The sequence below is a fragment of the Kribbella capetownensis genome, assembly GCF_004331485.1.
GTDB classification, from domain to species: Bacteria; Actinomycetota; Actinomycetes; order Propionibacteriales; family Kribbellaceae; genus Kribbella; species Kribbella capetownensis.
Genome location: NZ_SJKD01000007.1, coordinates 492,560 through 505,688 on the forward strand (window position 1 = coordinate 492,560; position 13,129 = coordinate 505,688).

General features: G+C 68.6%; 12 protein-coding genes. 11 read left to right on the top strand and 1 reads right to left on the bottom strand.

The window, feature by feature from the left end; translation table 11 throughout:
* Positions 1-150 precede the first annotated feature (150 nt).
* The 11 genes from E0H75_RS30395 to E0H75_RS30450 all read left to right on the top strand — a co-directional run bounded on the left by E0H75_RS30395 (position 151) and on the right by E0H75_RS30450 (position 11,937).
* Entirely contained in the window at positions 151-852 is a 702-nt protein-coding gene (locus tag E0H75_RS30395; RefSeq protein ID WP_131517098.1) for a DUF969 domain-containing protein, read from the top strand.
* Positions 849-1,820, top strand: a complete 972-nt coding sequence (locus tag E0H75_RS30400; RefSeq protein ID WP_131517099.1) for a DUF979 domain-containing protein — start codon at positions 849-851, stop codon at positions 1,818-1,820. The genes E0H75_RS30395 and E0H75_RS30400 overlap by 4 nt, the downstream gene beginning before the upstream one ends.
* 174 nt (positions 1,821-1,994) lie before the next feature.
* Entirely contained in the window at positions 1,995-2,972 is a 978-nt protein-coding gene (locus tag E0H75_RS30405; RefSeq protein WP_131517100.1) for a DUF2891 family protein, read from the top strand.
* A gap of 247 nt (positions 2,973-3,219) precedes the next feature.
* The gene (locus E0H75_RS30415; RefSeq protein WP_131517102.1) at positions 3,220-4,419 is read left to right on the top strand and encodes an ROK family transcriptional regulator; all 1,200 of its coding nucleotides are present in this window, start codon (positions 3,220-3,222) and stop codon (positions 4,417-4,419) included.
* Positions 4,416-5,669, top strand: a complete 1,254-nt coding sequence (locus tag E0H75_RS30420; RefSeq protein WP_131517103.1) for a 6-phospho-beta-glucosidase — start codon at positions 4,416-4,418, stop codon at positions 5,667-5,669. Before E0H75_RS30415 ends, E0H75_RS30420 begins: the two co-directional genes overlap by 4 nt.
* A complete protein-coding gene (locus E0H75_RS30425; RefSeq protein WP_131517104.1) occupies positions 5,660-6,664 on the top strand; it encodes an N-acetylglucosamine kinase in 1,005 nt (334 codons plus the stop codon). Before E0H75_RS30420 ends, E0H75_RS30425 begins: the two co-directional genes overlap by 10 nt.
* Positions 6,665-6,696: 32 nt before the next feature.
* Positions 6,697-7,227 carry a hypothetical protein gene (locus tag E0H75_RS30430; RefSeq protein WP_131517105.1) on the top strand — a complete coding sequence of 177 codons (531 nt, stop codon included), beginning with the start codon at positions 6,697-6,699 and terminating at the stop codon, positions 7,225-7,227.
* A gap of 212 nt (positions 7,228-7,439) precedes the next feature.
* The gene (locus E0H75_RS30435; protein ID WP_131517106.1) at positions 7,440-8,891 is read left to right on the top strand and encodes a GntP family permease; all 1,452 of its coding nucleotides are present in this window, start codon (positions 7,440-7,442) and stop codon (positions 8,889-8,891) included.
* Positions 8,892-8,919: 28 nt separating this feature from the next.
* On the top strand, positions 8,920-10,170 hold the full coding sequence (locus E0H75_RS30440; RefSeq protein WP_131517107.1) for a CaiB/BaiF CoA transferase family protein: 1,251 nt from the start codon (positions 8,920-8,922) through the stop codon (positions 10,168-10,170).
* Complete coding sequence (locus tag E0H75_RS30445) at positions 10,167-11,072, top strand: beta/alpha barrel domain-containing protein (protein ID WP_131517108.1); 906 nt, start codon at positions 10,167-10,169, stop codon at positions 11,070-11,072. The genes E0H75_RS30440 and E0H75_RS30445 overlap by 4 nt, the downstream gene beginning before the upstream one ends.
* 76 nt (positions 11,073-11,148) lie before the next feature.
* The gene (locus E0H75_RS30450) at positions 11,149-11,937 is read left to right on the top strand and encodes an IclR family transcriptional regulator (RefSeq protein WP_131517109.1); all 789 of its coding nucleotides are present in this window, start codon (positions 11,149-11,151) and stop codon (positions 11,935-11,937) included.
* An 86-nt stretch (positions 11,938-12,023) separates the two neighbouring features.
* Here the strand turns inward: E0H75_RS30450 and E0H75_RS30455 are convergent, their stop codons facing one another.
* On the bottom strand, positions 12,024-12,974 hold the full coding sequence (locus tag E0H75_RS30455; RefSeq protein ID WP_131517110.1) for a mechanosensitive ion channel family protein: 951 nt from the start codon (positions 12,972-12,974) through the stop codon (positions 12,024-12,026).
* Positions 12,975-13,129: the final 155 nt, after the last annotated feature.

The window sequence follows — 13,129 nt, forward strand, 5'->3', positions numbered from 1 at the left end:
CAACGCGCCGGACCCACGCGGTCACGGCGCGTTTCATCATTCTCCGAAGAAACTTGTTCGAATGATGCATTGCAGGATCGTTCAACAATCTCTTATGGTGGCCGGACTCGCGTCAATCGATGCAACACCGTTCCGTCCCCGGGAGGAACCATGTGGGTTCTGCTCGCCATCGCGGTGGTCGTCGTCGGGTTCGCCCTTCGGCTGAACTCGATGCTGGTCGTGACCGCGGCCGGCATCGTGGCCGGCCTGATCGGCGGCCTGTCACCGGTCAAGATCCTGAACGCCTTCGGCGACGGCTTCGCCGGCAGCCGGTCCGTCACCGTCTTCATCGTCACGCTGCCCGTGATCGGGCTGATCGAGCGCTACGGCCTGCAACACCAGGCCCGCAAGCTGATCGGCAAGCTGAAAGTCATGACCACCGGCCGGCTGCTGGCCGTCTACCTGCTGATCAGGCAAGGTACGGCGGCCCTCGGCCTGACCAGCATCGGTGGTCCCGCCCAAGCGGTCCGGCCGCTCATCCATCCGATGGCCGCCGGCGCCGCGGAGCGCCGCTACGGCTCACTGTCGGAGCGGGTGCAGGAGAAGATCAAGGGCTTCGCCGCCAGCGCCGACACGGTCGGGCTGTTCTTCGGTGAGGACATCTTCGTCGCGATCGGCTCGATCCTGCTGATCACCGGCTTCGTCGACACGACGTACGGCCTGCACCTGGAGGCGATCGACATCGCGCTCTGGGCGATCCCGACCGGTATCTGCGCGCTGCTGATCCACGGCGTCCGGCTGTTCCTGCTGGATCGCCAGCTGGACAAGCTCGCTGCCGAGGACCAGGCGAACGCGAAGGAGGTGGCGCAGTGATCAAGGTCGAGTGGTTCTACTGGCTCTGCGGCATCTTCTTCGTCCTGATCGCGGCGCAGGTGATCAACGACCGCAGCAACCCGAAGCGGATCGGCTCCGCGGCGTTCTGGGGCATCCTCGGTCTCTCGTTCGGCTATGGCACATTCGTCGTGAACAAGCAGGCGCCGTCCTGGCTGCTCGGCATCGCGGTGATCGGACTGGCGCTGCTGGCCGGCGCCGGCTTCCCCGGCCGGGGCAAGGAGCGCACCACCAGTCCGGAGGAGCGGATGCGCTTCGCCGACCGATTCGGCAACAAGCTCTTCCTGCCGGCACTGGTGATCCCGGTGGTCGCGGCCATCTTCGGCGCCTGGCTCGCCAAGGTGCATGTGAGTGACGGCAAGCTCCTGCTGCAGTCCGGCTCCGCCACCATCATCGGCCTCGGTGTCGCGTCGCTGCTGGCGCTCGCGGTCGGCATGGTGCTGCTCAAGCCCAAGTCCCCTGCGGTCCCGATGCACGAGGGACGGCGGCTGCTAGAGCACATCGGCTGGACCGCGATCCTGCCACAGATGCTGGCGACGCTCGGCCTGCTCTTCAACGCCTCCGGGGTCGGTACGGCGGTCGGCCGAGTGACCGACCACCTGATCCCGAAAGGCTCGCTGATCGCCGCGGTGGCCCTGTACTGCATCGGGATGGCGGTGTTCACGATCATCATGGGCAACGCGTTCGCCGCGTTCCCGGTGATGACGGCGGCGGTCGGCTGGCCGCTGCTGGTGCAGCAGTTCGACGGTACGCCGGCGGTCGTCTTCGCGATCGGCATGCTGGCCGGCTTCTGCGGCACTCTGTGTACGCCGATGGCCGCCAACTTCAACCTGGTCCCGGCAGCGTTGCTCGAGATGAAGGACCAGTACGGCCCGATCAAGGCCCAGGTCCCGACCGCCGTTCCCCTGCTGGCCTGCAACATCGTCCTGATGTACGTCTTCGCGTTCTAGTGTCCTGTAAGCGATGTGGCTTGAGCGATAGCGGTGTCCAGGTGCGTGCATCGGGGTGCTTGAGCAGTGGCCTCGATGCGGAGCATCGTGGGCGCTGGGCAAGTGCCGCGAGGTGCGTGCCTGGGCGCCGATAGCGCCGAGCCACATCGCTTACAGGACACTGAAAGGAGTCCCATGAAGTACGCCGCCGCCTGGGCCGCCATCGCCTGTGAGGTGCTCGAAACCCCGTATCCGTACGGCTCCGCCCACGCGTCGGCGAGTCCGGACGACGTGGACGTGACGCCGGACCGGTTGCACCCGGCGTTCCACGGCTCGTACGACTGGCACTCCAGTGCACACATGCAGTGGTCCCTGGTCCGGTTGCTGACGCTGGCACCGGACCAGGCCGGTCACCGCCCGATCGAGGTGCTCGACCAACGACTGACCCCGGGGGCGATCGCGACCGAGGCGGCGTACCTGCGGGATCGGCCGTCGTACGAACGCCCGTACGGCTGGGCCTGGGCGGCGATGCTGGTCGCCGCCGCGCAGAAGTTGCCGCAGGCAAAGAACTGGGCGGACGCCCTGACCCCGCTAGGCGACACGATCGCCGAGCTCGTGCTCGAGTGGCTGCCGCGCCAGGCCTACCCGGTCCGGCACGGCGTCCACCTCAACAGCGCGTTCGCGCTCGCCTTGCTCCTCGAGGCGTACGACGACCTCGGTCGAGCCGATGTGGTCGATGCGATCCGGGCCCGCGCGATCGAGTGGTTCGGCGCGGACACGGCGTACGACACGCGCTTCGAGCCGTCCGGCACCGACTTCCTGTCACCCGCGCTGACTGAGGCCGAGCTGATGCGTCGCGTGCTGCCGGCCGATGAGTTCGCCACCTGGCTGACTGCCTTCCTGCCCGGCCTCGGCGGCGACGCCCACCAGCATCTGCTGGAGGTGCCGATCACCGACGACACTGGCGATGGACAACTCGCACACCTGTCCGGGCTGGCGTTGTCGCGAGCTTGGCAGCTCCGTACCATCGCACCGGCACTCCCTGACGTCGCCGAGGTGCTGCGCCAAGGAGCCGACCGTCAGCTCGAGGCGGTTCTGCCGACGGTGACCGATGGCGGCTTCATGTCGACACACTGGCTCGTGTCGTTCGCCCTGCTGGCGAGTCAGGCGTAGGCACTCCCGCCCAGCTGCGCCACAGCTGGGCGTACGACCCACCGTCGGCCAGCAGCGACTCCTGCGTACCGGACTCCACCACCCGCCCGTGATCCAGTACGACGATCCGATCCGCCTGCTCGGCCGGATTGATTGACACCTGCGTCGGTCCGTCGTACGGTCTCGCGTTAATAGGAAACTTTCCTAACAGTCTTGGAGATCAGCGAGCCGACCACACGGGAGCGGCGCAGGGAGGCAGGGTTAGCTCATGGCAACGACACCCGGAACTCCCCGCCTGCTGCGGGCGATGAACGACCGCGCCGCCCTGGACCTGCTGCTGTCCCAGGGACCGCTGTCCCGCACCACTCTCGGCAACCTCACCGGCCTGTCGAAGCCGACCGCGTCGCAGCTGCTCGCCCGGCTGGAAGCCGCCGGTCTGGTCCGCGCCAGCGGCACCAGCGCCGGCCGCCCGGGCCCGAACGCCCAGCTGTACGAGATCAACGGCGGCATCGCGTACGTCGCCGGCCTCGACGTCACACCGACCCGGATCCGCTCCGCGGTCGCTGACCTGACCGGCAAGGTCGTCGGCAGCTACGAGCTGCCCACCCCGGGCCGCAGCGCCAAGGGAACCGTCGAGCGTGTGCTCAAGGCGATCGACGGCGCCGCCGGCGAGGCCGGACTGACGCGCGAACGGATGCACCGCGTCGCGATCGGTACGCCGGGCGGGTTCGACCCGACCACCGGCCGGCTGCGGTACGCGACCCACCTGCCCGGCTGGCACGCCCCGCATCTGCTCGACGAGCTGGCTGCGGCGATCACCGCACCGCTGGAGGTCGAGAACGACGTCAACCTGGCCGCCGTCGCCGAGCAGCAGATCGGCCACGCCCGGGACACCGACAACTTCGTGCTGCTCTGGGGCGAGGAGGGTATCGGCGCGGCGGTCGTGATCAACGGCCGGCTGCACCGCGGCGCCACCGGCGGCGCCGGCGAGGTCGCCTTCCTCCCGCTGCCCGGTACGCCGCTGGTCCGCAACGTCGGCCGCAACAACGCGGGCGGTTTCCAGGAGCTCGCCGGTGGGGAACAGGTGCTGGAGCTGGCCCGCTCGCACGGCCTGAAAGCCCGGACGCCCGAGGCCGCGATCGCGGCTGCACTCGAGAGCGAAGGCGCCGGCGATGCAGTCCTGGCCGAGTTCGCCCACCGGCTCGCCGTCGGTCTGGCAGCGATCGTCGCGGTCGTCGACCCCGAGCTGATCGTCCTGGCAGGCGGTGTGATCACGGCCGGCGGCGAACGCCTGCGCGGCCTGGTCCAGGACGAGCTCGCGGATCTCGCCGTACCCCGCCCGCGCTTGCTGCTGACCGCGATCCACATCGACCCCGTGCTCTCCGGCGCGTTGCAGTCCGCCCTCAGCACCACCCGCGACGAAGTGTTCGACACCGCAGGTCCACCCATCCCGCAGGAGCCCGGATGAAACTCACAGTCGTAGGCGGCGGATCCACCTACACGCCCGAACTCGTCGACGGTTTCGCCCGCCTGACTGACTCGCTGCCGGTCTCCGAGCTGGTCCTGGTCGACCCCGACGCCGACCGGCTCGAGCTGGTCGGCGGACTGGCTCGCCGCATCTTCGCCAAACAAGGTCATCCCGGCCGGGTGATCACCACGTCCGACCTCGACGCCGGCATCGACGGTGCGGACGCCGTACTGCTGCAACTGCGGGTCGGCGGTCAGGCCGCCCGGAACGAAGACGAGACGTGGCCGCTGGAGTGCGGTTGCGTCGGCCAGGAGACGACCGGCGCCGGCGGCCTGGCGAAGGCCCTGCGGACAGTCCCCGTCGTCCTGGACATTGCAGCGCGCGTACGGCGTACCAATCCGGACGCGTGGATCATCGACTTCACCAACCCCGTGGGGATCGTGACACGGGCGCTGCTGTCACAGGGGCACAAGGCCGTCGGACTGTGCAATGTGGCGATCGGGTTCCAGCGGCGGTTCGCCGCGATGCTGGGTGTCACGCCGGACCAGGTGTCGCTGGACCACGTCGGACTCAACCACCTGACCTGGGAGCGCGCCGTCCGCGTGAACGGCGAGGACATGCTGCCGAAGCTGTTCGCCGAGCACATGAGTGAGCTCACCGACGATCTCTATCTGTCGGCTGAGGTGCTGCTGCAGCTGGGCGTCGTGCCGTCGTACTACCTGCGCTACTACTACGCGCACGACGAGGTCGTGCAGGAGTTGCTGACCAAGCCGTCACGCGCCGCCGAGGTCGCTGCCCTGGAGAAGCAACTCCTGGAGATGTACGCCGATCCGATGCTGGACGAGAAGCCCGCACTGCTCGAGCAGCGCGGTGGTGCGTACTACTCCGAGGCTGCGGTCGCGCTCGCATCGTCGCTGCTGAACAACATCGGCGACGTCCAGGTCGTCAACGCCCTCAACAACGGCACGCTGCCGTTCCTGCCGGACGACGCGGTGATCGAGGTGCCGGCAACGATCGGCGCCGAAGGCCCCACACCAGAACCGATCGCACCGCTTGAGCCCTTGTACGCCGGTTTGGTCGCGCATGTCACGGCGTACGAGGATTTGGCGTTGGAGGCCGCAATCAAAGGCGGTTCGGAGCGAGTGTTCGAGGCCTTGCTGGCGCATCCGCTGGTCGGGCAGATCTCCATCGCGCGCGAACTGACGGACCGGCTACTCGCGCACAACAAGGCGTTTCTGCCATGGGCGTGACGGTCCCCGGCGGCGTCCTCGCCTTCGACGCAGGCAACAGCAAGACGGATGTCGCGCTGGTCTCGGCCGACGGAACAGTCCTCGGTACGGCGCGGGGCGGCGGGTTCGAACCGCAGATAGTCGGACCGGACGCCGCCATAGCTGGGTTGGAGCCGTTGGTGCGGGCTGCCGCGACGAAGTCTGGGCTGACGCTCGGCGACGTACCACTGGTGCAGCAGATCTCCGCGTGCCTCGCGAATGCGGATCTCCCGATCGAGGAGGAGCGACTGGCTGCAGCCTTCGAGTCCTACGGTTGGGCGGAGTCGGTGTACGTCACCAACGACACCTTCGCGCTACTCCGCTCGGGCGTCGACGAGCCGCGCGGCGTCGCGGTGGTGTGCGGCGCCGGCATCAACTGCTCCGGCCTGTTGCCGGATGGACGCACCGCCCGGTTCCACGCGCTGGGCAAGCTGACCGGCGATTGGGGTGGTGGGCCGCAACTTGCCGAGGAGGCGTTCTGGTCGGCGGCCCGCGCGGAGGACGGCCGCGGTCCCGCGACCGCACTGTCGACCGCACTGCCGGCGCACTTCGGGCTGCCGACACTGAGTGCGGTGATCGAGGCGTTCCACTTCGGCGATCTGCCGGCAGAGCGCCAACTCGAGGCCGGACCGCTGCTGTTCCAGGTCGCCGCGGCCGGCGATGCCGTTGCCCTCGGGGTGGTGCAGCAACAGGCGGAAGAGATCGTCGCGATGGCGGTCAGCGTGCTGCGGCGACTCGACCTTCTCACCGAGCCGGTCACGGTCGTCCTCGGCGGCGGTGTGCTGACCGCCGGCCACGCTGTGCTGGTGGATCGCGTCGTACGTCTGCTGCCTGAGGTTGCGCCGAAAGCGGTGCCCAAGGTGGTCGACGTACCGCCGGTGGTCGGGGCGGCGCTGCTCGGGCTGGACCACACGGCCGCGTCCCCGGCTGCGCAGGCCAGGCTGCGGGCTGCGTTCGCACCGCCTCCGGCCGCTTGAAGGTCTCTTGATTGAGGTGTAATCATGATTACATGAGTACACAGACAGAGAGCGAACGGGTGAGAGGCTGGCTGACCGGACGGCTGCCGGCCGACTGGTTCGAGGGTGAGCCGGAACTGAGCATCGACCGGGACGAGATCCTGGTCGTCGGCCGGATCGCGGCGCCCGAGCAGAGTGACGACGTGAGCGCGGCGGAGCGGTCCGCCGCCGAAGAGGGCCGGATCAAGCAGTACCGGGAGGACACCCGGGAGCGCCGGATCGAGATCGCCCGCGAACTGGAGCACGCGACCCGCCGCAAGGTCGCCTGGGGTGTGCGGTGCGGCGAGACCAGGACGGTCTTCACGTCCCTGTCCGCGCCGGTGATGACCCGGCTCCGCCAGCCCGAGCGCCAGGTGCTCGACACTCTCGTCGACGCCGGCGTGGCCCGCTCCCGCAGCGACGCGCTCGGCTGGTGCGTGAAACTGGTCGCCCAGCACAGCGAATCCTGGCTCGCCGACCTGCGCGATGCCATGACCAAGGTCGAGGACGTCCGCCGCGCGGGTCCCGACACCGCGACCGACTGAGTACTCGGAGCAGCACCGACAACCTGAGATCTTGATCACCCGTCGCCACGGCGGCCGCACCCTCTGGGAGCGGCCGCCGTTGTCGTTGTGGGGAGATTTCAGGGACGTACCAGGTTCAACCTCTTGCCTACTTCGTGGGTCTATGTTCACATTGTGAGCCGGAAGATGCCCGCACCGTCCCCGCGATCCCCGTTCGAAGGACTTCTGCCCCCATGACTTCTGACGTCGGAGTACTGATCAACACCGCGGTGGCGATCCTCGCCATCGTGGTCCTCATCGTCCGGTTCCGGGTCAACCCGGTGATCTCGCTGGTGGTCGGGTCGCTCTATCTCGGCCTGGTCAGCAAGCTCGGGCTGGACAAGACGGTCGAGACCATCACCAAGGGCTTCGGCGACATCATGGCCGAGGTCGGCCTGCTGATCGCCTTCGGTGTCTTGATGGGCTCGATCCTGCAGGAGCTCGGCGCGATCGAGCGTCTGGTCAAGCACCTGCTCACACTGTTCGGCCCGAAGCGGCTGCCGTACTCGATGGCGCTCACCATCGCGACGCTGCTGCAGTCGATCTACCTCGACGTCCTGCTGGTGATCTCGGCTCCGCTGGCCCGCTCGGCGGCGAAGCGGATCGGCCCGCTGGGCAACGCCCGGATGGCGACCGCGCTGGCGATCGGCCTCGAGTGCGGCATCGTCCTGATGGTCCCCGGCGTCGGTGCGCTGGCGCTGTCCGCCCTGCTGCACGTCCCGCTCGGGAAGATGCTGCTCTGGGGTCTGGTGCTGATCATCCCGACCGTGCTGATCGCGATCACGATCATGTCGTTCCTGTTCCGCCGCGGCTTCTGGAACGAGGCCGTTGACGAGCAGCAGGCCGTCGCCGGCGAGGCGGTTGCGATCGACGAGGACGTGAAGGAGACCGTCACCGTCGGCGGGGGCAGCGGTTCGACGGACGTCCGTCGTACCGGATCGGTGGGTGGCACTGATTCGGCGAGCGGCACTGGTGATGTCGCCGACATGGACGAGACCGGCCAGCCGCCGCTGTTCCTGTTGTTCGTCCCGCTGCTGTCGGCCCTGGTGCTGATCGGTTTCGGCGCGATCGCCGAGGCCGCCGACTGGGAGAACAAGGTCGTCGCACTGATCTCGGACCCGGTCGTCGCGCTGCTGGTCGGTCTGATCGGCACCTGCCTGATCGGCCGGTACGCGATGGGACAACCGCGCGTCGAGAAGGCGATCGCCCGCGGGTTCAAGGAGAGCGGCCAGATCCTGATCCTGACCGCGGTCGGCGGTTCGCTCGCGGCGGTGGTCGCGGCCGGCGGACTCGGCGACATTCTGCGCGGCTACTTCAGTGCGAACACCGTCGCCCCGCTCCTGGTGGTCTGGGTGATGGCCGCCGCGCTGCACGTCGCCGTCGGCTCGGTCACGATCTCCGCGATCACCGCGGCCGGCATCCTCGCCCCGATCGCCCCGGCACTCGGCCTCGACCCGGTGCTGATCGCGCTGGCGGCCGGTGCAGGTTCGCTGTTCGCGGTGCATGTCACCAGCAACACCTTCTGGCTGCTGCAGGCACTGATGGGCCAGACCACCCGCGGCACGTTGAAGAGCTGCACGATCGGGGTGTCGGTCGCCTCGGTGGTCGCCATCCTCCTGCTGATGCCGATCAGCCTGCTGTTCTGACCCACCAACCCCTTGGAGAAGCACTGCTATGACGACGAGCGAGTCGCCGGCGCCACTGGCCGGAGTCCGGGTCCTGGAGCTGGGCAACTACATCGCCGCCCCGACGGCCGGACGCCTGCTGGCGGACTTCGGCGCCGAGGTGATCAAGGTCGAACGGCCCGGCACCGGTGACGAACTGCGCAACTGGCGGTTGTACGCCGGGACCACGTCGCTGCTCTTCCGCACGATCAACCGCAACAAGCAGTCGATCGAGCTGGACCTGCGCAGCGAGTTCGGCCGCCGGACGGTGCTCGAGCTGGTTCGGCACTGCGACGTCGTACTGGAGAACTTCCGGCCGGGCACGCTCGAGGCCTGGGGCCTTGGCCCCGAGGTCCTGAGCGCGGCGAACCCCGAGCTGGTGCTGACCCGGATCTCCGCCTTCGGGCAGACCGGGCCGATGTCGGACCGGCCGGGCTTCGCGGCGGTCGCCGAGGCGCACGGCGGCTTCCGCGAGCTCGTCGGTCACCCGGACCGGCCGCCGGCCCGGGTCGGCATCTCCATCGGCGACTCGATCGCCGGGTTGTACGCCGGCTTCGGTTCAGTGATGGCACTCTTCCAGCGCGATGTCCGGCGTACGGCGGGACTGCCGCCGGCGCCGCTGACGGAGCGGGTGATCGACGTCGCGCTGAACGAGTCGATGCTGTCGATGATGGAGTCGCTGATCCCCGACTACGAGGCGTACGACGTACTGCGGGAGCGGATCGGCGGCCGGATGGAAGGCATCGCACCGTCGAACGCCTACCTGTGCCAGGACGGCGACAGCATCATCGTGGCCGGCAACGGTGACCGGATCTTCCAGCGGCTGATGGATTTGATCGGTCGCGCAGATCTCGCCAATGACCCCGACCTGCGGTCGAACGCCGGCCGGTGGGCGCGTCGTGACGAGTTGGACGAGGCGATCGGTGCGTGGACGGCCGGTCGGCCGGCGGCGACCGCGATCGAGGAGCTGGAGGTGGCCGGCGTCCCGTGCGGGCCGATCTACACCGCGCGGGAGATCAGCCAGGACGAGCAGTACGCCGCTCGGGCGATGATCCAGCGCTTCGACGTCTCCAACGGTGCCGAGGTGCTGAAGGACGTCGGCTTCCCGGGTGTGGTCCCGGTGATCGGCAAGGAATCGCTGCCGATCCGCAGCCTTGGGCCGGACCTGGGCGAGCACACCGAACAGGTCCTCGGCGGGTTGCTCGGACTGACCGCGGCCGAGATCCGGCGCGGTACGCAAGACCTGGAGGAGGCGTCATGACCGTCGTACTGCGCGATGTCACACTGCGGGACGGTCTGCAACTCACTGGCAAGCCGTTGCCCGTGGCCCGTAAGGTCGAGATCGTCAGATCCCTGCTGACGTTGGGGGTTCCGGCTCTCGAGATCGGGTCGATGGCGCGGCCGGACCTGGTGCCGGCGATGGACGGAACGCTCGACGTGATCCGCGAGCTTACGCCCGCGGAGCTGGGCAAGTGCTGGATCTGGGTCGCGACGCCGCGGCACGTCTCGCGGGCGGCCGAGGCCGGCGCGCGGAACTTCCAGTACTGCCTGTCGGCGTCGGACACGCACAACCAGGCGAACCTCGGTCGCTCGACCGAGGACAGCCTGGCCGCACTGCCGGAGGCGCTCGAGCTCGCGGCGGACGTGTCGGGCGAGGTCCAGCTGTGTATCGCGACCGCATTCACCTGCCCGTTCGAGGGAGAGGTCCCGCCCGGCCGGGTCCTGGACATCGTCCTCGATCCGCGCACGGACGGGAGCAGTGACGTCGTACTCTGCGACACCCTCGGCCAGGCGATCCCCGAGCAGGTCCACCACCTAGTCGGCCGGACGGCCGCCGTCGACGACCGGCCTATCGTGTACCACGGCCACGACACCTGGGGGCTCGGCGTGGCGAACAGCCTGGCCGCGATCGATGCCGGCGCGACCACCGTGGACGGATCGCTCGGCGGACTGGGTGGTTGCCCGTTCGCGCCGGGTGCGGCGGGGAACACGGCGACCGAGGACCTGGTGTTCGCGCTTCGTCCGGACTGGCTGACCCCCGCGAAGTTCGGCGAGCTGGTTCGGCTGGCGGGCGGGCTGCTGGCCGAGCTCGGCGAGCCGAACCGTTCCCGCGCCGGTCAGGGCGCACAGGCCAGTACGACATCCTTCCCCTGGGCGTCGTGATCCGGAGTACTGAGCGAGGTATCGAGGGATGATCGGCGACAGATCGCTGCGACGGCAGGTCGCATACCCTGAGGCCATGGCGACTGCGGATCCGGTGGGTGGGAACGGTCAGCCCCTTCTGGTGCTGGGCAAGATCGGTGAGATTCTCGATGCGTTCTCGCTCGACCGGCCGTCGTTGACGCTCAGCGAGATCCGCGACGCCACCGGGTTCCCGACCTCCACCGTGCAGCGACTCGTCACCAACATGGTCGCGCTCGGCTTCCTCGACCGGCAGGGCGATCAGGTGCGGGTCGGCGTGAAGATGGCGTACTGGGCCGCGCCGGCGGTGAAGGGGGTCGACGTACTCGACCTGATCGTGCCGCTGCTCCGGCAACTGCGCGACGCCACCGGCGAGACGGCCGCGTTCTTCCGGGCCGAGCAGGGGCATCGGGTCTGCGTGGCGCTGGCCGAGACGAACCATGCACTGCGGCGGGAGATGCACGTCGGCAAGATCATGCCGCTGCACGCCGGGTCGGCCAGCCGCGTCCTGCTGGCGTGGGACGACGAGCTGGCCAAGTCGGTGCTGGCGCAACCGCTCGGGTCGATCACCGACAGCACGATCACCAGCGCGGACGAGCTCGCCGCGGTGATCAAGCAGACCCGCGCCGACGGCTACGCCATCACCATCGGCGAACGCGAGCAAGGCGCCTCCGGCCTGTCCACCCCCGTCTTCAAGGCCAACGGCGAACTAGCCGGCTGCCTCACCATCAGCGGCCCCACCATCCGCATGCCCCTGGCCCGCTGCCTCGACTGGCTCGACCTCCTGGTCGAATCCGCCGAACACGCCACCCGCCTCCTAGGCGGCCGCTTCCCCACCACGATGTAAACAAGCGCACGCCAACTGCCCCACAGGCCGCCACCCGCTCACACCCACACCCCGCGTGCCTCCGCACGGAGGCACGCGGGTATTTCTCAGGGTTGGTTGCCGCCTTGCCAGTTGCTGTTGGAGGGGGTGGAGCCGTTGGACCAGCCGCCGTTCTGGGGAGCGCCGTGGGTGGCTGGGTGCTGTTCACCCGGCTGACCTTGGTAGCCAGGCTGACCCTGGTAGCCGCCCTGACCCTCATAGCCAGCCTGCGTCTCATAACCGGCCTGAGGTTCATACCCGGCCTGCGGCTGGTGGCCGGACTGGGGCTGGTAGCCGGGCTGGGGCTCGTAGCCGCCGTCGGCCGGGTACGCCGTCGTACCGTTCGAACCGGTGGCCGGCTTCTTGATCATGTCCCGGTCGAAGAGATTGCTCAGTGCCCGGCCGGCCATCTCGCGGCCCCCGAGGCCGAAAGCGAGGCCGAGGGCGAGCGCCGCACCCGCGAGCACGATCAGCAGCGTGTTGCCGGTCAGCTGGACCGCGATCCCGAGCTGGGTCAGCGCGGCGAACGCGGCGTACACGAGGATCGCGTACTTGCCCACCTTGGCGAGCGTCTCGTTGCCGGTGGCACCCCGGATGATCGCGGCCAGGAAGTTCGCGAACAGCGCCGCCAGGCAGATGATCACGATCGCGGCGAAGATCCGCGGGATGTAGCCGAGCATGTCGCTCATGAAGTTCGAGATCTCCGGTACGCCGAGTGCGGAGGCGAACATCGTGAAGCTGATCAGGAACACGAACCAGAACACGACCTTGCCCAGCATCGCCGAAGCGGTCAGCCCCGTGCCGGACCGCTGCAGCACACCGGAGACACCGGCCCGCTCCATCCACTGGTCGAACCCGACCCGTCCGAGCAGCTTGCCGACGAGCTTCCCGAGCACCTTGGCGACGACATAGCCGATCACCAGGATGACGAGACCGCCGAGCAGGTTCGGGACGAATGAGAGAAGCTTGCTGAAGGCATCTTCGAACGGCTGCGTGAAGTCGATCGCTAACGCGGACATCGGACCAACCCTTTCCGGAACTAGGCCCGCATCCGCTGCCGCGCACACCGCACACGACCCCGGCACGGGCGGATGCAGTGGTGTCCAGTATCACTCGTACCCTTCGTTGCGCAGGGCAAACGGATGACACCGGCGTGTGCCGGCGAAAGGTCCTT

Excerpts from the sequence above, each read along its gene's own strand:
- E0H75_RS30395 (WP_131517098.1), top strand. The coding sequence starts at position 151 with ATGTGGGTTCTGCTCGCCATCGCGGTGGTCGTCGTCGGGTTCGCCCTT.
- E0H75_RS30405 (WP_131517100.1), top strand. The coding sequence starts at position 1,995 with ATGAAGTACGCCGCCGCCTGGGCCGCCATCGCCTGTGAGGTGCTCGAA.
- E0H75_RS30415 (WP_131517102.1), top strand. The coding sequence starts at position 3,220 with ATGGCAACGACACCCGGAACTCCCCGCCTGCTGCGGGCGATGAACGAC.
- E0H75_RS30420 (WP_131517103.1), top strand. The coding sequence starts at position 4,416 with ATGAAACTCACAGTCGTAGGCGGCGGATCCACCTACACGCCCGAACTC.
- E0H75_RS30425 (WP_131517104.1), top strand. The coding sequence starts at position 5,660 with ATGGGCGTGACGGTCCCCGGCGGCGTCCTCGCCTTCGACGCAGGCAAC.
- E0H75_RS30430 (WP_131517105.1), top strand. The coding sequence starts at position 6,697 with ATGAGTACACAGACAGAGAGCGAACGGGTGAGAGGCTGGCTGACCGGA.
- E0H75_RS30435 (WP_131517106.1), top strand. The coding sequence starts at position 7,440 with ATGACTTCTGACGTCGGAGTACTGATCAACACCGCGGTGGCGATCCTC.
- E0H75_RS30440 (WP_131517107.1), top strand. The coding sequence starts at position 8,920 with ATGACGACGAGCGAGTCGCCGGCGCCACTGGCCGGAGTCCGGGTCCTG.
- E0H75_RS30445 (WP_131517108.1), top strand. The coding sequence starts at position 10,167 with ATGACCGTCGTACTGCGCGATGTCACACTGCGGGACGGTCTGCAACTC.
- E0H75_RS30450 (WP_131517109.1), top strand. The coding sequence starts at position 11,149 with ATGGCGACTGCGGATCCGGTGGGTGGGAACGGTCAGCCCCTTCTGGTG.
- E0H75_RS30455 (WP_131517110.1), bottom strand. The coding sequence starts at position 12,974 with ATGTCCGCGTTAGCGATCGACTTCACGCAGCCGTTCGAAGATGCCTTC.